This window comes from Candidatus Microbacterium colombiense (assembly GCA_029203165.1).
GTDB lineage: Bacteria > Actinomycetota > Actinomycetes > Actinomycetales > Microbacteriaceae > Microbacterium > Microbacterium colombiense.
Genome location: CP119308.1, coordinates 2,013,700 through 2,037,793, shown reverse-complemented (window position 1 = coordinate 2,037,793; position 24,094 = coordinate 2,013,700). Strand labels below are relative to the sequence as shown.

Here is a 24,094-nt window from a genome sequence, read left to right as displayed (position 1 = left end):
CAGAAGAAAGGAGCTACCGATGATCACTCAGTTGAACGCACAGGCCTCAGGCCTCGCTGCGCACGCATTCTTTGCGCCGCGCCTTGCGCACTCGGTAGCCTTCGGCATCCGCCCCCGCGCACACTCCTAGAGCCGCTGTTCAGGATCATCGACCTATCCGTCTGGTGATCCGACCGGTTCCTGCGTGCCCGGTCGCGTGATCCCCGGATCACGCGACCCGCTCCGCCGGCGCATCTGCGCACTGTGCGGACTCCACAGGATCGTCCGCTCTCCGCGACCATCCACGTCGTCGACACGGCTCTGCTCCGTGTCGACTGATCGACTTCCTCACCATCTTCTACGAAGGAATCATCGTGAACACGACGCTGTCTCACAGCACCACCCACCCGCCCGATACCGAGGACCAACAGGTCCTCCAGCTCCCCACTCCCTCCGCACTCCGGCAACTCTCGGTCGCCGACCGCGTCTCGTTCCGCCTCGGCCTCTGGCTGCTGGAACGCGCACAGCGTCCACGACGTGGCACCCGTCGCAAGAAGCGGGCGCCCGCGTACGCCGGATCGCTGCGCGAGTGGGAGCTCACCCCGCGTGACTCGATGGCTCTGGCCACCTTCGACATGCAGCGTCAGCTGCGATGACCAGGAGAACCCCGATGTCCATCCTCCTCACCGACGAGGCGACGCTGCATCCGCTCGTGCTCCCTGCACGAGCGGATGCGGCGGACGCCTCGGCGTTCCGTGAACTCGCCGATGTCCGCAACCTCGTCTATCGCGAGCTCACCGGACGCGATGAGCAGGACCGCACGCCGTCCGAACTGCTGCCCCTTCTGCAGTCGCGACGCGACCGCACGACTCTTGTCTGGGCTGTACGCATCGGAACCGAGATGGTCGGCCGCGTGGTCGTCGATATCCCCCACGACGAGGGTTCGCGCGTCGCGATCGCCACGATCGAGCTCCTGCCGCGCGTGTGGGGACGAGGAATCGGCTCCGCCGTTCTGCCTCATGTCGAGGCCGCCGCCCGGTCGCATGGAAGGACCGTGATCCAGAACTGGACCGAACAGCAGGCGAGCACCGGTCCACGCATCGAGGCTCCCACGGGCTTCGGCAGCGTGCCTCAGGACCACGTGGCCCGCTTCCTCCAGGCGAAGGGGTTCTCCCTCGAACAGGTGTACCGCGTGAGCCGACTCACACTCTCTGAACAGACTGGTGCACACGTCGACGAGCTCCTCGCCCGTGCGCAGGAAGCCGCCTCGGGCTACCACCTCGTGCACTGGATGCTGCCCACTCCCCCGCATCTCATCGAAGGCTTCGCCTGGCTCAAGTCGCGAATGTCGACGGATGCGCCGTCGGCCACGCTCGAGGCCGATGAGGAGAAGTGGGACGCGCAGCGGGTGATCGAGATGGAGCAGAGGGTCCAACGCATGGGACAGACCCTCTTGGTCGTGGCCGCGCAGCATGTGGAGACCGGAGAGTTGAGCGCCTTCACAGAGCTCGGTATCGGATCTGATCCCGCAGGAACCACTCACCAGCACGACACTCTCGTGTTGCGGACCCATCGTGGACATCGACTGGGAATGCTCGTCAAGAGCGAAGCCCTCCGCCTGTGGCGCGACCTCAGGCCCGCGTCGAGTCAGGTGATCACCTACAACGCCGAAGAGAACAGGCCGATGCTCTCCATCAATGAGGACATCGGCTTCACCGCCATCGCTTACGAAGGCGCCTGGAAGAAGGAACTGACATGACCACCGTCGATCTCACGATCAGCCCGCTCATCGTGCCCGCTTCTCTCGATGACGGGGACGCATTCGACTTCATCGCGTTCGGAGACCTCAACCGCCAGGTCTGCGACGAAGAGGTCGGTCTTCCCGATCTCGCGCCGACCGCCGCACAGATGCTTGCATCCTGGCAGGACGACACGGATTCACTCAACATCGGCTTCGTCGCCCGCCGGGGGCGAGACATCGTCGGCATGGTCTCGATCTCCTATGCGCAGGATCCCGGTGCACGCGCCGCAGAGTTCGATCTCCTGGTGCCCGCCGAGTACGCACACGACGGCGTCTCCGAATCGTTGCTGTTGCGCGCCGAAGAGGACGCACGTGAGCGCGGTCGCGACATCATTCAGACCTGGACTCTCCATCGCCCATCGGCATCCGCTGACGGGCTCAGCCCGAAGACGGGATGGGGACGGATTCCGCCCACAGCACTGTCGAACCTGCTGATCGCACACGGCTACGGTCTGGAGCAGGTGGAGCGCAACAGCGAGTTGGACCTGCGCACCGACACCGCGGTGCTGGAGAGCGCCCTCGCCGGCGCCGTGAGGCACGCAGGGCCTAATTATCGGGTGCTCGACTGGGAGCTGCCGACGCCCGCAGAGTATCGCGAGGGGTACGCCGGGGTGCTCGCGCGCCTCGTCACCGACGCGCCGAGCGGCGACATGGAATTCGATGCCGAGCGTTGGGATGCGGAGCGTGTGGCGCGAAGAGACCTGCGGATGACGAGTGCCGGACAGCTCGTCGGCGTGACCGCAGTCGAGCACGTTCCCAGCGGTGAGATCGTCGCGTACAACGAGCTGCTGATCGGTGCCGATCGAGCAGGGATGACCCACCAGTACGGCACTCTGGTGGCCACCGAGCACCGTGGACACCGCCTCGGGACGATCGTGAAGTGTCATAACCTGCTGCGTTGGCGCGATCTCGCCCCGCACTCGGCACGGGTCTCGACGTTCAACGCGGAAGAGAACCGTCCGATGCTCGACATCAATGAAGCCCTCGGGTTCATTCCGGTGTCATATGCGGGCGCCTGGCAGAAGAAGCTCTGAGGATCGGCGGGTCCGAACTCATCCTCCGGGATGAGTGCGGACCCGCACGGTCATCCGCCGGGCCGACGCCGAGCACTACCGCTGCGCGCGAGGCTCGAAGGATGAACAGTCCTGCCGTCTCTGCTCACGCTCTCACCAAGTCCTTCGGCGCGACGCGCGCCCTCACCGGGGTGGACGTCACGATACATCGGGGCGAATCCGTGGCGATCATGGGAGCATCCGGCTCCGGGAAGACCACGCTCCTGCATGTGCTGGCGGGTATCACCACGCCGGACACCGGCAGCGTCGTGCTCCACGCCGCCGACGGGGCGAGCACCGATGTCACCGCGCTCGGCGAGGCCGCTCGGTCGCGACTGCGGCGCGAGCGATTCGGATTCGTATTCCAGCAGGGACTGCTGATCCCCGAGCTCACCGCGGTGGAGAACGTCGCCCTCGCCTCCATGATCAACGGCGTTGCGAAGAAGGCCGCTGTCGAACACGCCGCAGCATGGCTGGCGGCGCTCGGCCTCGCCGGCATGGAGGACCGTCGGATCGGAGAGCTCTCGGGCGGACAGGCACAACGCACGGCGATCGCCCGGGCACAGGTCACCGGCGCGGAGGTCGTCTTCGCCGATGAGCCGACCGGCGCCCTCGACTCTCGCACCTCGACGGAGGTGATGGACGCCCTCCTCTGGTCGACGACCGGCCAGGGGCGCACGCTGATCGTCGTCACCCATGACGCCGATGTCGCTGCCCGGTGCACCCGCACGATCGCCGTGCGCGACGGCCGGATCAGCACCGCGGCGGTGAACGCGTGAACCGACACGTCCTCGCTCTTCTGCTGCGACCGGCGCCGGGGCAGCGCGGTCTGCTCGCCCTTCCGATCGTCGCATTCGGCGTCGTCACCGCGCTGGTCCTCACGGTGATCGGTGGTGCACAGTCCTTCTGGCGGTGGACGGACGGTTCGGCAGGGATGTATCAGGCGCTGGCGGCGATCGCGCTCGTCCTGCTCGTGATCCCCCTGGTCTCGCTCGGGGGTGCGGCGGCACGACTCTCTGCTCGCCGCCGCGATGAACGGCTCTCCACGCTTCGACTCCTCGGCGTCTCCCCCAGAGGCGTCGCTGGCCTGACGGTCTCCGAATCGGTTCTCGTGGCGGGCGCTGGCACCCTCGTCGGCGTGACGACCTACCTGTGCCTCACCCCGCTCATCGGGCTGATCCCGTTCCGCGGTGAGGCCCTGGGCATGGCCGGGGTCCTGCTCGCGCCGGCCCACATCATCGGCGTCTGCGCGGGCGTGCTGCTCGTCGCCGCGTCCAGTGCGGTCGTCGGGCTCCGACGGGTGATCATCTCACCGCTCGGAGTCAGGATGCGTGCCGCCGCCACGACCGTCCATTGGATCCGAGCCGTGATCGGCGTGAGCATCATCGCTCTCGCCTACGTGCTGATCCAGGTCTTCCCCTCGGGCGGCGGATTGATCACCACGATCGTCGTGCTCGCAGGCCTCTTCGCGGCCGCTCTCGGAGTGCTCAACCTCATCGGACCGTGGGTGCTCAAGGTCGCAGCGACGCGGCAGCTCGGTCGCGCGGATCGCCCAGAACAGTTACTCGCGGCACGCATCGTGCTCGACTCTCCACAGGCGGCCTGGCGTCAGGTCGGTGGTATCGCCATGGCCAGCTTCATGGCGGTCTTCGCGGGCACCGGCGTCTCCCTGTTGAGCCTGATGGACGGCGGCGGGTCGAGCGCTGACGTCAGCCTCGCCGTCGACATGCGAACGGGATTGATCATCACTCTGATCGGCACGTTCCTGATGGTGGCGGCATCCGTCGGGGTGAACCAGGCATCCGCCGTGCTCGACCAGCGCGAACTGCACCGGAGCCTGCACCATCTCGGTGTGCCCTGGGAGACCGTGGACCGCGCACGACGCCGCGCGATCATGTCTCCGCTGCTGCTCACCGCGATCGGGTCGGCGCTCTGTGCCGGCGTCCTCGTGTTCCCGCTCCTCGGACTCGCCGTGATGACCGCTCCGATATCGATCCTCACGATCGCGGCCGTCGTCGCGACGGGCATCGGCGTGGTCTGGGCGAGCACGAGGGCCACGCGGCCCCTCCTCGCACGAGCCTTCGTCAGCGCGTGAGTCGCTGACACCGCGGGCAGTAGTGAGAGCCGCGGTTCATGAAACGCTCACGCACGATCGGGGTTCCGCATCGCGCGCATGGCTTGCCCTGCTGCCCGTAGGCGTTGAGGGAGTGCGCGAAGTACCCTGCCTGGCCGTTCACGTTGACGTACTGCGCATCGAAGCTGGTGCCACCCTCGGCAAGAGCCTTGAGCAGCACTGCCCGCACCTCGCTGAGGAGGCGGCGCACCGCCACGGTCGACAACCGGTTCGCCGGCGTCTCCGGGTGGATGCGGGCTGCCCACAGCGACTCGTCCGCATAGATGTTGCCGATCCCGCTCACGACGCCCTGATCGAGCAGCACACGTTTGACCGCGCTCGCCCGGCGCGCCACATCGGCGCGGAACCGAGCGTCGTCGAACGCCCCGTCGAGCGGATCCTTGGCGATGTGGACGACTTGGGACGGAATCTGCGAGGCACCGTCGGCGACGAGAGAATCGACCGCGAGCGAACCGAACGTGCGCTGATCCGCGAAGACGATGGCGAGTTCACCGTGCACCGGGTGCTCGAGGTGGATGCGCACGCGCTCGTGCCGTTCCGCCGATGCATCGGGAGCCCTGAGCAGCATCTGACCGCTCATCCCGAGATGGGCGATGAGTGCGGTGGACTCCGCATCGAGCGGAAGCCACAGGAACTTCCCCCGGCGCGCAGCGCCGGTGAACGTGCGCCCTTCCAGACGGGCCACGAAGTCGGCGGCACCCGCCGCGTGGCGGGTGAGCGCGCGCTCGTCGATCACACTGACCGCGGTGATGAGGGAGCCGATGGCCGCCGGGGCGAGACCCGCTCGTACGACCTCGACCTCGGGGAGTTCAGGCACGCTCGTTGAGCGTGCGCCAGGCGCTGAGAGCGGCGGCCATCTCTGCCGTCTTCTTGCTGCTGCCCTTGCCCGTCATGCTCACATCGCCCACGGTGACGGTCGCGAGGAAACGGCGATCGTGATCCGGACCGCTCGCTTCGATCGAATACTGCGGGGGCGTCGCCCCCACCCGGGCAGCCAGTTCCTGGAGGCTCGTCTTCGGATCCATCGCCGCGCCGTAGCGCTCGGGGTCGGCGAGCAGAGGCTGCGTCAGACGCAGGACGAGTTCCGTGGCGGCGTCCGGACCGGCCGACAGGTACGTCGCACCGATCACGGCCTCCATGGTGTCGGCCAGGATCGAATCTTTGTCCCGTCCCCCGGTCTGCTCCTCGCCGCGCCCCAGGAGCAGGTGGCTTCCGAGGCCGATCCCGCGGGCAACCTCGGCGAGGGCGACGGTCGAGACGACGCTCGCGCGGCGCTTCGCCAGCTCTCCCTCATCGAGTCCGGGATGGGTCGTGAACAGCATCACCGTGACGGCCTGCCCCAACACGGAGTCTCCGAGGAACTCCAGACGCTCGTTGTGCGGGATGCCACCGTGCTCATACGCGTACGAGCGGTGGGTGAGGGCCAACTCCAGAAGCTCCGCGTCGATATCGACGCGGAGCTTAGCTGGGAGAGGCCTGATCCCCCCGGGGACCTCCGTCACGGTCTGAGTTTCGTGACTCAGACGTCAGCGACCTTGCGGCCCTTGTACTCGAGGAAGAGCTCAGTGCCCTGCGAGTCCGTGACGACCTTCGCCTGGTGGGGACGGCTGTAGACGACCTGACCGTTCTCGACGGTCTTGACGAGCGCGATGGGCGCCGCCTTCCACTGCGCGCGGCGCGAGCGGGTGTTCGAACGGGATACCTTGCGCTTCGGGGGGTTACCAGCCATGACTAGCTCTCTTCTTTCTCGGCGGCGCGACGTGATGCCTTGCCGTCTTGGTCTGTGATCTGCTGGAGCGCGCTCCATCGAGGATCGATGGGAGCGGCCTGCTCCGTTTCGGTGCTCTCGGCCAGTCGTTCACCCGTTTTCGGGTCGAGACCCGGGCAATCCGGCTGGCACACCGGTTGAAATGGAAGCGACAATACGGCCGCTTCCCTGACGAGAGTTTCAAGATCCACGTGGTCGTCTTGAACCTCGAAGTCAGTTTCTTCCTCACCAGGATACGCGAAAAGCTCCTGGAACTCGACTTCGACGGGCCGGACGATGTCGATCAGACATCTTCCGCAGACGCCGACGTACTCACCTTCGGCCGATCCGGTCACCAGGATGCCCTCGTGGACGGACTCCAGACGCACATCGAGATCGATCTCGGAGCCCGATTCGAAGGAGACGATGCCCTCGCCCCATTGTTCCGCAAGGGTGACCGTGAAGTCATGCTCGCGCATCTCACCGGGACGTCGAACGATGTCTCGGGCGGGGAGGACGAAGGGGCCGTTCAGTCGAGATCGCACCCGATAATGCTACCGGTTCAGCCCGAGACGGTCCTGGGTGGCGCCGGCTGACGGTGAGCGTGGTCGAGACGCTCGTAGGTCAGAGGCCGCGGGCGCCCGTGTCGAGGAACGATGCGACGGCAGGCGGAACGAACGGCGAGACATCTCCACCGAGCGAGGAGACCTGTCGCACGAGCGAGCTCGACACCATCGCGTGCGAGGGATCGGGCAGCAGGAACACCGTCTCGATGTCGGCGAGGTGTCGGTTCACGATCGCCATGGGCGACTCGTACGCGACGTCGATCTGCGACCGGATGCCTTTCACGAGAACGCCGGCGTTGACGTCGCGGGCGTAGTCGACCAGGAGGCCCATGCTCCAGGAGCCGATCACGATGTTGCCGGCCATGCCGTCTTCGGCGATCGACTGCTCGAGGAGAGCCAGCCGCTGCGCGATCGGAAGCATCGCCTCCTTGCCGGGGTTGTGCACGATCAGCACATGGAGTTCGTCGTAAAGCCCGGCGGCCCGACGGATCACGTCGAGATGACCCAGGGTCGGCGGATCGAAGGAACCCGGGACGACGGCGATCCGGCTGCTCATGCGATCCAGCCTAGGGCACGTCGGGATGCGGAGTACCTGCGCCGTAACCCAGGGTCAGTTCTTCGCGAGGGCCGCGCGGTCGGCGTCACTGACGCGCCGGCTGATCGCCTCGCGCAGGCCTTCATGCCGGTCGAGCGCAGGATCCTGCGCGAGGATCGTCTCGCCGATCTCCCGCGCGCGGGCGATCAGTCCGGCATCCTTCACCACGCGGAGGAGCTTCAGCGACGATCTGACGCCCGCTTGCGCCGCACCGAGCACATCGCCTTCGCCGCGCAGCTCGAGATCGACCTCCGCCAGAGCGAAGCCGTCGAGAGTGGCCGCGACAGCCTCGACCCGGTCGCGCGCCAGCGACTCCACCTCGGCCTCGGTGACGAGCAGACAGAGTCCCGGGACACCACCTCGTCCCACACGTCCACGCAGCTGGTGGAGCTGGGACACCCCGAACCGGTCGGCATCGAGCACGATCATCGTCGAGGCGTTGGGCACATCGACACCGACCTCGATCACGGTCGTGGCGAGGAGCAGATCGATCTCGCCCCGCGCGAACGCCTGCATCACGGCATCCTTCTCATCGGAGGGCATGCGCCCGTGGAGCACTGCCCGGCGCAGACCGCCCAGAGTCGGATGCGTCGCCAGCACCTCGTCGAGTTGGACGACGCCCCAGCGCGGGCCGTTCCCGCCCTCTGGCGCAGGTGTTGCCGGTTCGCCCGCCTCCGCCGTCTTCTTGGTCGTGTCGATCGCCGCACAGACAGCGAACACCTGGCGCCCCTGCGCGATCTCCTCTGCCGCGCGCTCCCAGACCCGGTTGAACCATCCCGGATGCTCTGCCAGCGGCGCGACATACGACTCGATGCCCGCACGGCCGGCGGGCATGGTGCGGATCACCGACGTATCGAGGTCGCCGAACACGGTCATCGCGACAGTACGCGGGATCGGAGTCGCGGTGAGCACCAGCGCGTGGGGACTCGATCCCTTCGCCCGGAGCGCTTCCCGCTGCTCGACGCCGAAACGATGCTGCTCATCGACGACCACGAGCCCCAGATCGGCGAAGGTCGTCTTCTCCCCGAGAAGCGCGTGCGTTCCGACGACGATGAGCGCCTGCCCGGAAGCGACGCGCAGTGCGGCTTTGCGCCGATCCGCCGCGGGCATCTGGCCCGTGAGCAGGGTCGGCATGACGAGTGGGGCGAGATCCGGGCCGAGCATCTTCGCGATGGAGCGGAGGTGCTGTCCTGCGAGGACCTCCGTCGGAGCGATCAGCGCCGCCTGTCCCCCGCTCTCGGCCACCTGCAACATCGCCCGCAGCGCGACGAGGGTCTTTCCCGATCCGACCTCGCCCTGCACGAGCCGGTTCATGGGCCAGGCGCCGACCAGATCGGCGGCGATCTGCGCGCCGACCGTCTGCTGATCCGGGGTGAGAGTGTAGGGAAGCGATGCGTCGAAACGTTCGAGCAGGCCGCCGGCCGAGGCGCTGCGGGGCGTGGCAGCCAGCGCACGCACAGCGTCACGCTGCTGCAGTAGCGCGGTCTGCAGAGTGAGCGCCTCATGCATGCGCAGCGTGCGTACCGCGGGATCGATGTCGTTGCGGGTGCGCGGGCGATGGATGTGCTCGAGCGCGTCGGAGGCCGTCAGAAGCTCTTCCTGCACGCGCACATCGTCGGAGAGCGGATCGGGAACGGCTCCGAGGTCATCGAGGACACGACCGATGAGGCGGGCGATCTGCCAGGTCTGCAGCGTCGACGTGGCGGGATAGATCGGGATCGGTACGGCGGCGCGGGCGTCGGCCGTGCGGCGAGCCGTGTCTTCATCGTCGAAGAGCTCGTACTCGGGGTGTGCGAACTGGGTGACGTTGTTGAACATGCCGACCTTGCCGGAGAAGACACCCCGACGGCCCACGGCCAGGTCTTTCGATCGCCACTCGGCCGCGCCGATGTTCTTGGCGAAGAACATTAGCGACATGCGCCCGATGCCGTCGCCGATGACGACGTCGACCATGGCGCCCGGGCGATTGCGCATGCGTCGGAAACTCGACGACAGCACTTCAGCCACGATCGTCACCGTCTCGCCGAGCGGGAGATCACGGATCGGCGTGAGCTCGCCCGGGTCGGCATAGCGGCGCGGATAGTGCGACACGAGGTCTCCCACGCTGCGCATGCCGAAGGCTCGATCGAGGGTCTTCGCCGGTGCCGCGCCGAGCGCCTCGTCGAGCGAGGAATCGAGCGTGAGCGACATGCTCCGAGTCTAGAGAACCTCACCGACACCCCGAGCACGGCGGCTGTCGTATCGTGATGTGGTGACCCGGATCATCGCAGGACGTGCAGGCGGCGCCAGACTCGAGGTGCCCAGCGCAGGCACACGCCCGACGAGCGACAGAGTTCGGGAGTCGCTGTTCGGAGCGCTCGAGTCGGCTGATGCCTTCGACGACGCCCGGGTGCTCGATCTGTATGCCGGGTCCGGCGCACTCGGTCTCGAGGCCTTGAGCCGTGGTGCGCGCAGTGTCGACCTCGTCGAGCAGAACCGCGCGGCGGCAGGGATCATCCGCAAGAACGCGGCGGTCGTGACGCGTGCCGGTTCACTCCCCGTCTCGAAGGTGCACGAGAGCGCCGTCCTGACCTATCTCCGACGAGCCACCGGCCCGTTCGACCTGGTCTTCTCCGATCCGCCGTACGACATCGGCGACACCGCGATGAACGACGATCTGGCCGCCCTCACCCCTCTACTGTCACCGCACGCGATCGTGATCGTGGAGCGCGCGAAGCGGTCTGCCGCCCCCGCCCTCGCCGCGGCGGGGCTGGAGCTCATCCGCGAGAAGAACTACGGAGACACCACTCTCTGGTGGGCGCAGCCGATCGATCAGCCGGAGACGGAATCCCAGTCCCGATAGGGATCCCACCCGGGGATCTCGACGGCGCGCTCGTCGGCCAGCACCCGTTCCTCGCCCTGCGGACGGACCTCGCCGATGATGCGGAAGCCCGGAGGCAGCACGTCCGCCGGGAACGTCGCGAGCAGCGCATGATCCTCGCCGCCCGCGAGTGCACGGTCGGTATCGTCGCCGAGTGCGTCACGCCGAAAGGCGAGCGTCACGCCCGAGGCCGTCGCCAGACGGCCCGCGTCCAGTGCGAGGCCGTCGGAGACGTCCATCATCGATGTCGCGCCCGCGATCGCCGCGATGCGGCCGAGACCGATCGGCGGGGCAGGACGCAACTGGGCGGCCAGCGCGGCGCTCTCCCCTGGGCGAAGCGCGGCGGGGTCGACGGGAACGGGCGTGCCGCGCTCACGGAACCGTCCGAACAGGATCTCCAGACCGCGATCCGCATGCCCCAGCTCGCCGGCGATGGCGACGGCATCACCGACGCGGGCGCCTGACCGTGTGACGGCAGCTCGCCCCTCGAGATCGCCCAGAGCCGTGACCGCGACCGTGAGCACGTCGGAGGTGGTCAGATCGCCACCGACCACGGCGCATCCCGGGGCGAGCGCGGCACACGCGTCGCGGAAGCCATCGGCGAGTCGCTCGACGAACGAGAGGCGTAGATCGCGCGGAACCGCGAGGGCCACGAGGAGCGCCGTGGGCAGCGCCCCCATCGCGGCGACGTCGGCGAGATTGACCGCCGCTGCCTTCCACCCGAGGTCGTAGCCGGTGGTCCAGGCCAGCCTGAAGTCCGGACCGTGCACGAGTGTGTCGGTGGTCGCCACGACCGTGCCCGACGGTGCGGCGATGACCGCGGCGTCATCGCCGGGGCCGATGATCGTATGCGACGCAGGAATCGTGCGGTCGAGGATGGCCCGCAGGATACGACCTTCGGAGAGGTCGCCCAGGCGCGGATCGTCGTCTTCGGGTCGGGAGGGCATGCAGTCAAAGGTAGCCTGGAAGCATGCACCGTCTCCGTCCCGCCGCCGCTGTCGCGGGTGCGATCCTCCTGGGGACGCTCCTCGCCGGATGCTCCACCACGGTGCACCTCGAGCCCGCCGGGGACGCGAACAATCCCGCCTGCGCCGACGTGTCGGTGCTGATCCCGGACAACGTGGCAGGGTTCGACCGCGTCTGGACCGACGCCCAGGCGACCGCGGCCTGGGGCGACCCCACGATCGTGCTGCGATGCGGCGTCGATCCGCCGGCGCCGTCAGACCTGAACTGCACCACGCTCGGCGGTGTCGACTGGCTCGTGCTGGAGCAGGAGGACACCCGTCAACGACTCGTCACCTACGGTCGCGATCCGGCGATCGAAGTGATCATCCAGCGCGGCGAGGAGATCGACTTCGGGACCATCGTCGACAAGCTGTCCTCCCGCATCCAGGCGGGGCTCGCCCCGGCGACGGCGAAATGCACGAACCGCGTGGACTCCCCCGCCGCCTGACTCCTCAGTGGGGCCGGTGCCTCAGCGCCGAAGACCCGCCTCGATGAGTTCCGAGATCAGATCGCCGTAGCTCAGGCCGGATGCGACCCAGCACTTGGGGAACATCGAGATCGGCGTGAACCCGGGCATGGTGTTGAGTTCGTTGACCACGAGCCCACCATCCGCGGTGAGGAACATGTCGACGCGAGCGAGGCCTCGCCCGTCGACTGCCTCGAACGCACGGATTCCGGCGTCCTGGATCGCCGCCAGCTCGGCATCCGTCAGCTCGGCGGGACAGACGACGTCCACCCCATCGCCACCGAGGTATTTGCCCTCGAAGTCGTAGAAGCCGCGCGAGGTGAGCACGATCTCCCCCGGCAGCGACGCGCGCACGCCCTCGGCGCTCTCGAGCACCGCGACCTCGATCTCACGACCTGTGACACCCGTCTCGATGAGCACCTTGTCGTCCTCGGCGAACGCGAGCACGAGTGCGGCATCGAGTTCTTCGAGCGCGTCGACCTTCGATACCCCGACGCTGGATCCTGCACGCGCGGGCTTGACGAAGAGCGGCAGGCCGAGTGACGCCGCCTGTTCGCGGATCCTGTCCGCAGATGCCGCCCAGTCGCGACGGCGCACGGTCACCCAGGGTGCCACGGCGATGCCCGCCGCCTGCAGAGCGATCTTCATGAAGTGCTTGTCCATGCACAATGCGGAGTCGAGCACGCCGCCGCCGGCGTACGGTACCTCGAGCGTGTCGAAGTATCCCTGGATGGTGCCGTCCTCGCCGTGTGTCCCGTGCAGGATCGGCAGCACGATGTCGATCTCTCCGAGGTCTTCCACGGACCCGGAGGGGTGCACCACACGCAGCGTGCGGTCTCCCCCGGGTTCCGGCCACCGCACACGGCTGCCGTTGTCGACGACCTCCGGCAGATGTGCGGCGTCGAGTGGGAACTTGGCAGGATCGTCGTCCTCCAGGACGAAGGCTCCTTCACGGGTGATGCCGACCGGGATCACGTCGTAGCGGGCGCGGTCAATCGCGCCCAGCACGCCCCCCGCCGTGGCGGAACTGATCGAATGCTCGCTGGAGCGTCCTCCGAAGAGCACCACCACCGTCTGCTTGTCCATGGTTGGTCCTCTCCCCTTGCGGGGTGTCGTCGTCCGTCGTCAGGTGCGGCGCGATGTCACGGGGATCCATCTTCCCGTCGAGCACCATCTTCACCTGTTCGACGATGGGCATGTCGACTTCCGACTCGCGCGCGAGCTGCAGGATCGGCGCGACGGAAGCGAGTCCCTCGGCGGTCTGCTGCATCTGCTTCACGACATCCTGGAAGCTGTACCCCTGGCCGAGCAGGCGCCCGGCCGTGTTGTTGCGGCTGAGGGGAGACTGGCAGGTGGCGATCAGATCGCCGAGCCCCGCGAGACCCTGCAGTGTCTCCGGATGCGCGCCGTTCGCGACGGCGAAGTCGGTCATCTCCACGAGTCCGCGCGTGATGATCGACGCCTTCGTGTTCTCGCCGTACCCGACGCCGTCGACGATGCCGATCGCCACGGCGATGAGGTTCTTCAGGACGCCGCCGAACTCCGTGCCGATCACATCGGTGTTCACGAAAGTGCGGAAGTAGTTGTTCCGAGCGGCGCGCGCGACGATCTCAGCGGTCTCCTGGCTGCGCGAGGAGATGACAGCGGCGGTGGGCTGCTCCCGCGCGATCTCGAGCGCGAGGTTCGGGCCCGAGGCGACGGCGATGCGATCGGGGTCGCAGCGGAGCTCCTGCTGAATGACCTGGCTCATGCGCAGCCCGGTGCTGCGCTCGACGCCCTTCATCAGGCTCACGATCTTCGCGTCGCTGTCGGTGAGGAGCGGGCGCAGCGCCTTCAGGTTCTCGCGCAGGGACTGGCTCGGTACCGAGAGATACACCTGTTCGGCACCCTGCATGGCCGTCGAGAGCTCATGCGTGGCCACCATGCTGCGCGGAAGGTTGATCCCGGGCAGATAGCGCGAGTTGCGCTTCGCCTCGTTGATCTCCTGCGCGAGCTCGGCGCGTCTCGCCCACATCGTGACCTGTGCGCCGCCGTCGGCGAGGATCTTGCCGAATGTGGTTCCCCAGCTACCGGCGCCGATGACCGTCGCTCGGGGGCCCACGGGAACATTCCTCTTAGGAGTCAAGGCGCCCTGTCTCCTTCTGTCCGTGGCTCGAGGGGTTCCATCGTTCAGCCGGCGCCTTCGCATCACGGAGCTCTTCCAGCAGCGCGGTGATCGCGTTCATCAGTCGACTCGTCGCCTCATTGAGCGCCGCCTGCTCTCCCGCGCGACCTCGCAGGTCGGACACATCCACGGGATCGCCGATGATGACCTTGATCGGCTTGCGGAGCGGCCAGAGGCTGAGCCCCTTCTGGTAGCGCCCCATGATCTCCTGCGTCCCCCACTGCGCCATCGGGATCAGCGGGATCCCATCGGCGAGGGCCAGGCGCACCGCGCCCGACTTGCCCCGCATCGGCCAGAGATCGGGATCACGGGTGAGGGTTCCCTCGGGGTAGACGATCACTCCGCGGCCGTGCTCCACGAGCTCCGCCGACTGCGTCATCGTCTGCTTCGCCGCAGAGGCCGACGAGGTGCGCGCGACAGGGATCATTCCCGTTCGCCGCAGCAGCCAGCCGAGCACCGGAACCTTGAACAGGCTCTCCTTGGCCATGAAGCGCGGTTCACGACCGGTGCGCCACACCGCCACGGCGACGATGAGCGGATCGAACTCCGAATAGTGATTCGGCGCGAGCACGAAGGCACCGGTGCGAGGGAGCTTCTCCGCACCGACGACGCGGATCTTCGCCAGCAGCGACACCAGCGGTACGACGATCACGGCGAGCGGCCAGAACAGGCTCAGCCGCCACTTCTCCCCCGAGCCGGCACCCATGCCGCTCACCGGATGACGTCGAAGTCAGCGCCGACGGCGTCGAGCTTGGCGAGGAACTTCTCGTATCCGCGGCTGAGGATGTCGACGCCCGACACCTGCGACTCGCCGGACGCGGTGAGAGCGGCGATCACGTGGCTGTAGCCGCCGCGCAGATCGGGGACGACAATGTCGGCACCGTGCAGCGGGGTCGGGCCGGTGATGACGGCGGCCTGCTCCAGGTCACGGCGAGGGACCCGGCGGGGTCCGGCCTGCAGACCGCGCGGGTGCACGACGATGTCGGCGCCCATCTTCACGAGCGCGTCGGTGAAGCCGAGTCGGTTCTCGTACACGGTCTCGTGCACGACGGAACGTCCGTTCGCCTGCGTGAGCGCGACCACGAGCGGCTGCTGCCAGTCCGTCATGAAGCCGGGGTGCACGTCGGTCTCGATGACGACGGGCTTCAGCTCGCCGTCGCGACGGAAGAGGATGCCGTCCTCCTGGATGTCGAACCATCCGCCGGCCTTGCGGAAGACGTTGAGGAAGGTGAGCATCTCCTGCTGCTTGGCTCCGCCGACGAAGATCTCTCCGTCGGTCGCCAGCGCCGCCGAGGCCCAGGACGCGGCCTCGTTGCGGTCGAAGATCGAGCGGTGGTCGTAGCCGCGGAGCTTCTCGACGCCTTCGATGACGATGACCCGGTTGGGCTCGTACGAGATGATGGCGCCCATCTTCTGCAGCACGGCGATGAGGTCCATGATCTCGGGCTCGATCGCGGCGTTGCGCAGCTCGGTGACGCCCTCGGCGCGAACCGCGGTCAGCAGCACCTGCTCGGTGGCCCCGACGCTCGGGTAGGGCAGGTGGATGTTCGCTCCGTGCAGGCGGTTTCCGCCGGTGGAGAGACGGATGCCGCTCGGGAGCTTCTCGACGATGGCGCCGAACTTGCGCAGGGCGTCCAGGTGGAAGTCGATCGGGCGATCGCCGATGCGGCAACCGCCGAGGTCGGGGATGAACGCCTGTCCGAGACGGTGCAGCAGCGGGCCGCAGAACAGGATCGGGATGCGGGAGGCACCGGCGTGTGCGTCGATCTCCTCGAAGTGCGCGGACTCGACGTCGCTCGGGTCGAAGACCAGTGCACCCGGCTCATCGCCCTCGGAGACGCGGACCCCGTGCACCTCGAGCAGCGAGCGCACGACGGCGACATCGCTGATCGCGGGGACGTCGCGCAGCACGCTGACGGAGTCGCCCAGCAGAGAGGCCACCATCGCCTTGGTCGCGAGGTTCTTCGCGCCCTTCACATCGACGCGTCCGCGCAGCGGGCGTCCTCCTCGAATCGCGAGGACGTCTCCGGTGAGAGCGGGGACTCCGTCCGGAAGAGCATCGCGCACGGGTGTCGTCATTCGGAGCCTCACTTCATTCACGGATATCGGGGGCGGGCTGCCCCTGGCCCACCTTTCCCGTCCGTGCTACTGCACGGGGAGGGTCCGGGGCCGCCACGACTCGCGACGGGCCTCGAACTGCGCGATCTTGTCTTCGTTGCGCAGAGTGAGCCCGATGTCATCGAGCCCTTCGAGGAGCCGCCATCTAGTGTAATCGTCGATCCCGATCTCGGCCTGGACGTCGCCGATCGTCGCGGTTCGCGCCTCGAGATCCACGGTGATCTGTGTCCCGGGAACACGGTCGATCTCGGCCCAGATGCGCTCCAGGTCCTCTTCCGAGATGGTCGCTGCCAGCAGTCCCTGCTTGCCGGAGTTCCCGCGGAAGATATCGGCGAATCGCGGGCTGAGGACGACCGCGAAGCCGAAGTCGCGCAGTGCCCAGACAGCGTGCTCACGGCTCGATCCCGTCCCGAAGTCGGGGCCCGCGACAAGCACGGAGGCTCCCTGGAAATCAGGCTGGTTCAACACGAAGTCGGGATCCTGACGCCAGCCGTGGAACAGCGCGTCCTCGAAACCGGTCTTGGTCACGCGCTTCAGGAAGACCGCGGGGATGATCTGGTCGGTGTCGACATTCGAGCGCTTGAGCGGCGCCGCGATCCCGGTGTGGGTCGTGAACTTATCCATGATCAGGCCTCTTCTCCGACGGTGACGAGCAGATCGCCCGGGCTGGACAGCGTGCCGCGGATCGCGGTCGCCGCGGCGACGAGCGGCGAGACCAGGTGGGTGCGACCGCCCTTGCCCTGTCGGCCCTCGAAGTTGCGGTTCGACGTGGACGCGCAGCGCTCACCGGGGGCGAGCTGGTCGGGGTTCATCCCCAGGCACATCGAGCAGCCGGCGAAGCGCCACTCGGCGCCGAAGTCGGTGATGATCTTGTCGAGGCCCTCGGCTTCGGCCTCCAGGCGCACGCGAGCGGATCCGGGCACGACCATGACGCGCACGCCGTCGGCCTTCTTCTTGCCCTCGATGATCGACGCGAATGCGCGCAGGTCCTCGATCCGGCTGTTCGTGCAGGAGCCCATGAACACGGCATCCACAGGGACCTCCTTGAGCGGGGTGCCCGGCGTGAGATCCATGTACTCCAGGGCCCGCTCTGCCGCGGCGCGCTCGTTCGGGTCGACGATGTCGGCGGGGTCGGGAACCGTCGCCGACAGCGAGCTTCCCTGACCCGGGTTGGTGCCCCAGGTCACGAACGGCTCGAGCAGGTCGGCATCGATGAACACCTCGGCGTCGAACGTGGCGCCGTCATCGGTCGGCAGCGTGCGCCAGTAGGCGACGGCGTCATCCCAGTCCTGACCCTTGGGTGCGTGCGGGCGGCCCTTGAGGTACTCGAAGGTCGTCTCGTCCGGGGCGACCATGCCTGCCCGGGCGCCCGCCTCGATCGACATGTTGCAGATGGTCATGCGACCTTCCATCGACAGCGATCGGATCGCGCTGCCGCGGAACTCGAGCACGTAGCCCTGTCCCCCACCGGTCGTGATCTTGGCGATGACCGCCAGGATGATGTCCTTCGCGGTCACGCCGGGGCGCAACGTGCCGTCGACCGTGATCGCCATCGTCTTGAAGGGCTTGAGCGGCAGCGTCTGGGTCGCCATGACGTGCTCGACCTCGCTGGTGCCGATGCCGAAGGCCATCGCGCCGAACGCGCCGTGGGTTGACGTGTGCGAGTCTCCGCAGACGACGGTGATGCCGGGCATCGTCAACCCCAGCTGCGGCCCGACGACATGCACGATGCCCTGTTCCGCATCACCCAACGAGTGCAGACGCACGCCGAACTCAGCGGCGTTGCGACGCAGCGTCTCGATCTGCGTGCGGCTGGTCAGATCGGCGATGGGCTTGTCGATCTCCCACGTCGGTGTGTTGTGGTCCTCTGTCGCGATCGTCAGGTCCAGGCGACGCAGCGGACGGTTCTCGCTGCGGAGGCCGTCGAACGCCTGCGGGCTGGTGACCTCATGCACGAGGTGGAGGTCGATGTAGATGAGGTCCGGCTCGCCGTTCTCACCCTTGACGACGAGGTGGTCGTCCCAGACCTTCTCGGCCAGAGTGCGGGGGCGTACGTGTTCGGCGCCTGATGCGGGGGTGTTCATTGCGTGTCTCCTGAAGCTGGCGGGTCGGCCCACGATGGACTCCGCGACGAGGAGGGGCTCAGAACGAGGTCTCGTCGCGGCCGCTAAGAAGGAGCACGATCCGCATGACGTCAGGTTACCACCGCTTGGGCGGGCCGCGACGCGCCGTGACACTCTACTGAGCACCGTCCTATCGAGAGGTATCGCATGACCGTCGACTCCGCCCGCTTCGTCACCCGCGCGGTCCACGCCGGCCGGATCCGCGAGTCGGCGACGGCCCGAGCCACACCGATCTTCCTGACGGCGGGGTTCGAGTTCGACGACTTCGACCACGCCGCCGATCACTTCGGCACCGGCAACGGCTTCGGCTACACCCGCACGGGCAATCCGACGGTGCGCACGGTGGAGCGGCAGCTCGCAGACCTCGAATCCGGCGCCGACGCGGTGCTGGTGGCGAGCGGCCAGGCTGCGGTCGTCACGGCATTCCTCACCGTCGCCGGGGCGGGCGATCACATCGTCAGTTCCACGCACATCTACGAGGGCACGCGAGGTCTCCTCCTCGACAACCTCGCGCGCCTGGGGATCGAGACGACGTTCATCGACGAGATCGCCGACCCGGAGGCCTGGCGTTCCGCCATCCGTCCCAACACACGCGCATTCTTCGCGGAGTCGATCGCGAACGCCCGCAATGACATCCTCGACATCTCCGCCGTGAGTGCCATCGCGGATGCCGCCGCGATCCCGCTGATCGTCGACAACACGATCGCCACGCCCTATCTCGTGCGCCCGATCGAACACGGCGCGGCGATCGTCGTCCACTCCGCCTCGAAGTTCATCGCGGGGCACGGGTCGGTGCTCGGCGGTGTGATCATCGACGACGGGCGCTTCGACGCGACCCGCGCGGGCCACAACGCACCGCACCTGGTGCTGCCCGGGCGCGGAGGCGTGCCCAGCATCGCCTCACGCCACGGCGGCAACGCCCGCATCGCCTACGCCCGAGAATCCGTGGCCCCGAGGTTCGGAGCCTCACCCTCTCCGCTCAACGCCTTCCTGATCGGCCAGGGGGCGGAGACCCTCGGTCTGCGCGTCGAGCGTCAGTCGCGCAACGCGCTCGAGGTCGCGCAGTGGTTGGAGGCGCAGGAGGCGGTGGAGAGCGTCGACTACGCCGGCCTCCCCTCCCACCCCGACCATGACAAGGCCGTCCAGTATCTCGACGGCGGCTTCGGCTCGATCTTCACGTTCACGCTGCGTGACGGCCTGCCCGCGGCCCGGCACTTCGTGGAGAAGGCGAGGGTGTTCACGCACATGACCCATATCGGCGACGTGCGCTCGCTCGTCCTGCATCCCGGAACGACCAGCCACGCCCTGCGCACGCCGGAGGAGCGTGAGCAGCTCGGTGTGCGACCCGGCACCCTGCGCGTCTCGATCGGCATCGAAGACATCGACGACCTGATCGGTGATCTCTCACAGGTCCTCGCGGCTGCGCGCGAGGTCGTCGCATGAGTCGGCCTCAGCATTTCGGCTGGTTCCTCGCCCGCGGCTTCGGTCCACAGGGATGGGGCTATCCCTCTCTCGAGTGGGACTACGACTGGACCCGGCCGGAGATCTACCAAGACGCAGCGCGCACGCTCGAACAGGCCGGCTTCGACCTCGTGATCATCGAGGACGGCCCCTCGCTCGGGTCGCCCGAGACCATCGACATCCGCGTGCGCCACGCGTTCGGCGGGCCGAAGCACGACCCCCTCCTGCTCGCGCCGTATCTGTTCCAGGCGACGCGGCACCTGGGTGTGGTCCCGACCGTGAACCCCGCCGCCACGCTGCCGTTCACTGCGGCTCGCCAGTTCGCCACGCTGCAGCACCTCAGCGGGCACCGACTCGGGCTCAACGTCGTCACCGACACCGGAAGCGCTCGTCACTTCTCCGATGCCGCCCAGCTCGGGCACGATCAGGCCTATGACCGCGCCGAGGAGTGGCTCGACGGCATCCGCGCGCTGTGGCGCAGTTGGGATGAGGGAGCGCTCGTCGCTGACCGCGCGACGGACGTCTACGCAGATGGTGCGAAGTTGAACGCCATCCGTCACCGCGGAGAGCACTTCGCCTTCGACGGACCGCTCAACGCCATCCCCTTCACCGACGGCGAACCGGCCATCGTGTCACCGGGCGGTTCCGGCCGCGGCCTGGGGTTCGCCGGAGCCAACTCCGATGTGCAGCTCGCGCTCGCTCCGCTGCACGAGGACTCGGTGCGCGCCTACCGCGCGAAGGTGCACCAGGCGGCGATCGAGCGTGGTCGGAGTCCGGAGGACATCAAGATCCTCTTCGCCATCCAGCCCGTGATCACGTCGTCGACCGAGGAGGCGGATCGGATCGTCGCGGCATCCGCGCATCCCGACGACGCCGCGCTCGTGCAGATCGCCCGCAAGCAGTCCAGCGACCTGGAGACGGATCTGACCTCGCTCGATCTGGACCGTCCGCTCGATCTGTCGATCTTCGGAGCGCACGTCTCGCGCGGAAGCATCCAGCGTCTGATCGGTGATCGCGGCGAGGACGCACCGCTGCGGGCGCACCTGTCGGCGCTGGTCCGCGCGGGACGGATGAACGACCGCACCGGCTTCGTGGGAACCGCGGAGGAGTTCGCCGATCTCATCGAGGAACTGGGCGAGTGGGGCAACGACGGCGTGCTGCTGTGGGGAGACTTCCACCCCGTCACGCTGCACCGCACACTCGACGAACTCGTGCCGATCCTGCGTCGCCGCGGCATCCTGCGCCGAGAGTACGTCGACGGCGGACTGCAGGCCAACCTCCGCGCATTCTGAGACGCCGCGGGCCCGCAGCTACCAGCCCATCGAGCCGGGCCCGCCCTTGAACGGCCCGACCACGGAAGACGTGACCCAGCCGCCGTAGAATCCGCCCGGCTGCGGCGAGACCACTTCGTGCCCGACCGTGCATTCGTCCATCTGCCCCGCGTACACCGCGACCTTGTCAGCGAGCGTCTCGAAGCCCGGTTCCGGATGAGGGTAGGTCCACGCGGCTCCGGAGCGCACCAGATCTCCGCTGCGCACGTCGAAGTACCGTGCGGACCCCTTGAACTCGCAGAACGAGGTGCCGGGGGAATCAGCGAGGGCTCCCTGGACGAAGTCGGCGATCGGCACGTAGTAGACGGGAGGGTGGCTCGTCTCGAGCACGCGCACCGCGCCATCGGTATCGGCGATGAGCTCTCCGCCGAGGCGGATCGTGATGCGCTCCGCCACCGGTTCGACGCGAGGCGGCCGGGGGTAGTCCCACACGGACTCCTGACCGGGAGCGGGAACGACGGGGATGGGTCTGCGCATCTGTTCACTGTACGTCTCGCGGTGTTGACTGGGGTCATGGTCGCGATCCCGATGTTCCCGCTCGGCTCGGTGCTGCTGCCGCATACTCCGCTCCCGCTGCGGGTGTTCGAGCCGCGCTACCTCACGATGATCGGCAGACTTCTCGATGAGGAGGCCGAGTTCGGCGTCGTGCTGATCGAGCGCGGCCATGAGGTCGGCGGCGGTGACCGGCGCAGCAGCATCGGCACGATGGCCCGACTGGTGAGCGTCGCCGCAGGCGCAGAGGTGCTGCAGATCGTCGCGGTCGGCACCGAGCGCTTCGCGATCGAGCACTGGTTGGACGATGACCCCTACCCGCGCGCCGAAGTCATGTCGCTGCCCGCACTCGAATGGAACGACGCGCTCGCGCCGCTGCGCACGGAAGCGGAAGCGATCGTGCGCCGCACTCTGGCGCGCGCACCCGAGGCGCGATGGGACGCCGACACCGAGATCTCCGAGGACCCGCTCGCCGCGGCGTGGCAGCTCGCGGCGATCGCTCCCCTGGGCGAGTACGACAGGTACGCCCTGCTGCGGTCGACCACATCAGGGGCGTTGCTTCGTCAGGTGATCGATCTCACCCTTGAGGCTGAGCTTCTCTGGTCTGCCGAGTGAGGTACCGCTGACGCATCGCCAGGAACAGGGGAAGCGCGAACGCGAATGCGGTCACCGCGGACACCACCACGTAGAGCCAACCTCGCCGCATCCCGATGCGTTTCGCTTCGACGATGATGAACACGCTGCCCGCCATCGCCACCACCAGCAGGTCCACCGTGATCGATGACACGGCCGGACCGCTGCTGACCAGATCGCCGATGAAGTTCGTCATCTGCGTGATCGCCAAGACGTTGAACGCCCAGGTCCCGATGAGTCCGGCCACCGCCAGCAGGAGGTAGACGAGGGCCAGAGGCGTCCAGTCACGAGTCATGGCGCCATGATCTCACTCCGTGAGCGCGGCCTGCTTCGAGGCGCGCTTCTCGCGGGACGACGCGATCAGGCTCGCGACGGTCGCTCCGGCCATCGCGACCACGATCACCGTGAGCGAGAGCCAGATGGGGATGTCAGGCGCCCACTCGATGTGCTCGCCGCCGTTGATGAACGGCAGCTCGTTCTCGTGCATCGCATGCAGGATGAGCTTGATCCCGATGAAGCCGAGGATGATCGCGATGCCGTAGTGGAGGTAACGCAGGCGGTCGAGCAGATCGCCCAACAGGAAGTAGAGCTGGCGCAGGCCCATCAGGGCGAAGATGTTGGCCGTGAACACCAGGAAGCTGTTCTGCGTGATGCTGAAGATGGCGGGGATGGAGTCGATCGCGAACATCAGGTCGGTCACGCCGATCGCCACGAAGACGATGACCATCGGCGTCCACACACGCTTGCCGTCGACCATCGTGCGGATCTTGTTGCCGTCGTACTCGTCGCTGATGTCGATGCGGCGGCGAAGCAGCCGGACGATGAAGTTCTCGCGCTGCACCTCGCCCTCGTGGTCGCCTTCCGGCATCGCCTGACGGATCGCCGTGTAGATCAGGAAGGCTCCGAAGATGTAGAAGATCGGCGAGAAGTTCTCGATGATCGTGACGCCGAGCATGATGAACAGGCCGCGCAGCACGAGCGCGATGATGATGCCCACCATCAACACCATCTGCTGCAGCCGCCGCGGTACCGCGAACTGCGCCATGATCAGCACGAACACGAACAGGTTGTCGATCGAGAGGCTGTACTCCAGCGCCCACCCGGTGAGGAACTCCCCCGCGAACTGTCCGCCGGCGAAGACGTACAGCAGGCCCGCGAACACCAACGCGAGACCGACGTAGAAGGCGACCCACAGGGTCGATTCCTTGGTGGACGGGATATGCGGCCGCAGACGCACGAGCATCAGATCGCCGATGAGGATGAGCACGAGGACGACCAGAGAGCCGACTTCGAACCAGACAGGAATGTTCACGCGCGCACTGCGCCTTTCAGGAGGGGTCGAAGAGTACCGAGAGTCTCTCCCCCGCACAGTGTGCGTCGCGCGCCCGGAGCAGCAGAACTGGTGCTCGTGATGACGTTACGCGCGGATCCGGGATACTCCCCCTCGCGAAGCCCATGCTAGCGGAGTCCGCTCGCGGAGGCGCGGACGTGACGTGACTTCCCCCATGGATTCTGAGACGATGGCGCTTCTGTCGACACTTCCCCGTTGAGAGACACCGAACGGAAT

The 24,094-nt window shown here is 67.5% G+C and carries 26 protein-coding genes; 10 read left to right on the top strand and 16 right to left on the bottom strand.

Annotated features, from left to right (window positions below; genetic code table 11):
• Positions 1–353: 353 nt before the first annotated feature.
• The 5 genes from P0Y60_09800 to P0Y60_09780 all read left to right on the top strand — a co-directional run bounded on the left by P0Y60_09800 (position 354) and on the right by P0Y60_09780 (position 4,927).
• Positions 354–635, top strand: coding sequence for a hypothetical protein (locus tag P0Y60_09800; protein ID WEK59671.1), 282 nt, complete (start codon positions 354–356; stop codon positions 633–635).
• A 14-nt stretch (positions 636–649) separates the two neighbouring features.
• The gene (locus P0Y60_09795; protein WEK59670.1) at positions 650–1,738 is read left to right on the top strand and encodes a GNAT family N-acetyltransferase; all 1,089 of its coding nucleotides are present in this window, start codon (positions 650–652) and stop codon (positions 1,736–1,738) included.
• A complete protein-coding gene (locus P0Y60_09790; protein ID WEK59669.1) occupies positions 1,735–2,814 on the top strand; it encodes a GNAT family N-acetyltransferase in 1,080 nt (359 codons plus the stop codon). Before P0Y60_09795 ends, P0Y60_09790 begins: the two co-directional genes overlap by 4 nt.
• Positions 2,815–2,915: 101 nt before the next feature.
• Positions 2,916–3,611, top strand: a complete 696-nt coding sequence (locus tag P0Y60_09785; protein WEK59668.1) for an ABC transporter ATP-binding protein — start codon at positions 2,916–2,918, stop codon at positions 3,609–3,611.
• Positions 3,608–4,927 carry a permease gene (locus P0Y60_09780; GenBank protein ID WEK59667.1) on the top strand — a complete coding sequence of 440 codons (1,320 nt, stop codon included), beginning with the start codon at positions 3,608–3,610 and terminating at the stop codon, positions 4,925–4,927. The genes P0Y60_09785 and P0Y60_09780 overlap by 4 nt, the downstream gene beginning before the upstream one ends.
• Here P0Y60_09780 and mutM read toward each other — a convergent pair.
• The 6 genes from mutM to P0Y60_09750 all read right to left on the bottom strand — a co-directional run bounded on the left by mutM (position 4,917) and on the right by P0Y60_09750 (position 10,064).
• Positions 4,917–5,783: a bifunctional DNA-formamidopyrimidine glycosylase/DNA-(apurinic or apyrimidinic site) lyase gene (mutM, locus tag P0Y60_09775; protein ID WEK59666.1), complete on the bottom strand. Its 867-nt coding sequence runs from the start codon at positions 5,781–5,783 to the stop codon at positions 4,917–4,919. The two genes, P0Y60_09780 and mutM, sit on opposite strands and share 11 nt — an antisense overlap.
• The gene (rnc, locus tag P0Y60_09770) at positions 5,776–6,447 is read right to left on the bottom strand and encodes a ribonuclease III (protein WEK62890.1); all 672 of its coding nucleotides are present in this window, start codon (positions 6,445–6,447) and stop codon (positions 5,776–5,778) included. Before rnc ends, mutM begins: the two co-directional genes overlap by 8 nt.
• 38 nt (positions 6,448–6,485) lie before the next feature.
• The gene (gene rpmF / locus P0Y60_09765) at positions 6,486–6,695 is read right to left on the bottom strand and encodes a 50S ribosomal protein L32 (GenBank protein ID WEK59665.1); all 210 of its coding nucleotides are present in this window, start codon (positions 6,693–6,695) and stop codon (positions 6,486–6,488) included.
• A gap of 2 nt (positions 6,696–6,697) precedes the next feature.
• Positions 6,698–7,192, bottom strand: a complete 495-nt coding sequence (locus tag P0Y60_09760) for a DUF177 domain-containing protein (protein WEK62889.1) — start codon at positions 7,190–7,192, stop codon at positions 6,698–6,700.
• 145 nt (positions 7,193–7,337) lie between these two features.
• The gene (gene coaD, locus P0Y60_09755) at positions 7,338–7,835 is read right to left on the bottom strand and encodes a pantetheine-phosphate adenylyltransferase (protein ID WEK59664.1); all 498 of its coding nucleotides are present in this window, start codon (positions 7,833–7,835) and stop codon (positions 7,338–7,340) included.
• Between the two features lie 54 nt (positions 7,836–7,889).
• Complete coding sequence (locus P0Y60_09750) at positions 7,890–10,064, bottom strand: ATP-dependent DNA helicase RecG (GenBank protein WEK59663.1); 2,175 nt, start codon at positions 10,062–10,064, stop codon at positions 7,890–7,892.
• Positions 10,065–10,125: 61 nt separating this feature from the next.
• Between P0Y60_09750 and rsmD the strand changes: the two genes are divergently transcribed.
• Positions 10,126–10,716 carry a 16S rRNA (guanine(966)-N(2))-methyltransferase RsmD gene (rsmD, locus tag P0Y60_09745; protein WEK59662.1) on the top strand — a complete coding sequence of 197 codons (591 nt, stop codon included), beginning with the start codon at positions 10,126–10,128 and terminating at the stop codon, positions 10,714–10,716.
• On the opposite strand, the gene thiL is transcribed toward rsmD, so the two are convergent.
• Positions 10,686–11,681: a thiamine-phosphate kinase gene (gene thiL, locus P0Y60_09740; protein ID WEK59661.1), complete on the bottom strand. Its 996-nt coding sequence runs from the start codon at positions 11,679–11,681 to the stop codon at positions 10,686–10,688. The two genes, rsmD and thiL, sit on opposite strands and share 31 nt — an antisense overlap.
• Positions 11,682–11,704: 23 nt before the next feature.
• On the opposite strand from thiL, the gene P0Y60_09735 reads away from it, so the two are divergent.
• Positions 11,705–12,187, top strand: coding sequence for a DUF3515 family protein (locus P0Y60_09735; protein WEK59660.1), 483 nt, complete (start codon positions 11,705–11,707; stop codon positions 12,185–12,187).
• 21 nt (positions 12,188–12,208) lie between these two features.
• Here the strand turns inward: P0Y60_09735 and P0Y60_09730 are convergent, their stop codons facing one another.
• The 6 genes from P0Y60_09730 to leuC form a co-directional block, all read right to left on the bottom strand.
• Positions 12,209–13,291, bottom strand: coding sequence for a D-alanine--D-alanine ligase (locus P0Y60_09730; protein ID WEK59659.1), 1,083 nt, complete (start codon positions 13,289–13,291; stop codon positions 12,209–12,211).
• Positions 13,197–14,306, bottom strand: a complete 1,110-nt coding sequence (locus P0Y60_09725; protein WEK59658.1) for an NAD(P)-dependent glycerol-3-phosphate dehydrogenase — start codon at positions 14,304–14,306, stop codon at positions 13,197–13,199. Before P0Y60_09725 ends, P0Y60_09730 begins: the two co-directional genes overlap by 95 nt.
• A 13-nt stretch (positions 14,307–14,319) precedes the next feature.
• Complete coding sequence (locus tag P0Y60_09720) at positions 14,320–15,075, bottom strand: lysophospholipid acyltransferase family protein (GenBank protein WEK59657.1); 756 nt, start codon at positions 15,073–15,075, stop codon at positions 14,320–14,322.
• Between the two features lie 5 nt (positions 15,076–15,080).
• Positions 15,081–16,448, bottom strand: coding sequence for a UDP-N-acetylglucosamine 1-carboxyvinyltransferase (gene murA / locus P0Y60_09715; protein ID WEK59656.1), 1,368 nt, complete (start codon positions 16,446–16,448; stop codon positions 15,081–15,083).
• 66 nt (positions 16,449–16,514) lie between these two features.
• A complete protein-coding gene (gene leuD, locus P0Y60_09710; protein ID WEK59655.1) occupies positions 16,515–17,111 on the bottom strand; it encodes a 3-isopropylmalate dehydratase small subunit in 597 nt (198 codons plus the stop codon).
• Positions 17,112–17,113: 2 nt separating this feature from the next.
• Complete coding sequence (leuC, locus tag P0Y60_09705) at positions 17,114–18,571, bottom strand: 3-isopropylmalate dehydratase large subunit (GenBank protein ID WEK59654.1); 1,458 nt, start codon at positions 18,569–18,571, stop codon at positions 17,114–17,116.
• Positions 18,572–18,757: 186 nt separating this feature from the next.
• On the opposite strand from leuC, the gene P0Y60_09700 reads away from it, so the two are divergent.
• Together P0Y60_09700 and P0Y60_09695 are read left to right on the top strand one after the other, a co-directional pair.
• Positions 18,758–20,053 (top strand): PLP-dependent transferase, encoded by a 1,296-nt coding sequence (locus tag P0Y60_09700; protein ID WEK59653.1) that lies wholly within the window; start codon positions 18,758–18,760, stop codon positions 20,051–20,053.
• On the top strand, positions 20,050–21,363 hold the full coding sequence (locus tag P0Y60_09695) for an LLM class flavin-dependent oxidoreductase (protein ID WEK59652.1): 1,314 nt from the start codon (positions 20,050–20,052) through the stop codon (positions 21,361–21,363). The genes P0Y60_09700 and P0Y60_09695 overlap by 4 nt, the downstream gene beginning before the upstream one ends.
• Positions 21,364–21,381: 18 nt before the next feature.
• On the opposite strand, the gene P0Y60_09690 is transcribed toward P0Y60_09695, so the two are convergent.
• A complete protein-coding gene (locus P0Y60_09690; protein ID WEK59651.1) occupies positions 21,382–21,879 on the bottom strand; it encodes a DUF427 domain-containing protein in 498 nt (165 codons plus the stop codon).
• Positions 21,880–21,915: 36 nt separating this feature from the next.
• Between P0Y60_09690 and P0Y60_09685 the strand changes: the two genes are divergently transcribed.
• Positions 21,916–22,509 (top strand): LON peptidase substrate-binding domain-containing protein, encoded by a 594-nt coding sequence (locus P0Y60_09685; GenBank protein WEK59650.1) that lies wholly within the window; start codon positions 21,916–21,918, stop codon positions 22,507–22,509.
• On the opposite strand, the gene P0Y60_09680 is transcribed toward P0Y60_09685, so the two are convergent.
• A complete protein-coding gene (locus tag P0Y60_09680) occupies positions 22,472–22,822 on the bottom strand; it encodes a DUF2834 domain-containing protein (GenBank protein ID WEK59649.1) in 351 nt (116 codons plus the stop codon). The genes P0Y60_09685 and P0Y60_09680 overlap by 38 nt on opposite strands.
• A gap of 12 nt (positions 22,823–22,834) precedes the next feature.
• On the bottom strand, positions 22,835–23,839 hold the full coding sequence (locus P0Y60_09675; protein WEK59648.1) for a TerC family protein: 1,005 nt from the start codon (positions 23,837–23,839) through the stop codon (positions 22,835–22,837).
• Positions 23,840–24,094 lie beyond the last annotated feature (255 nt).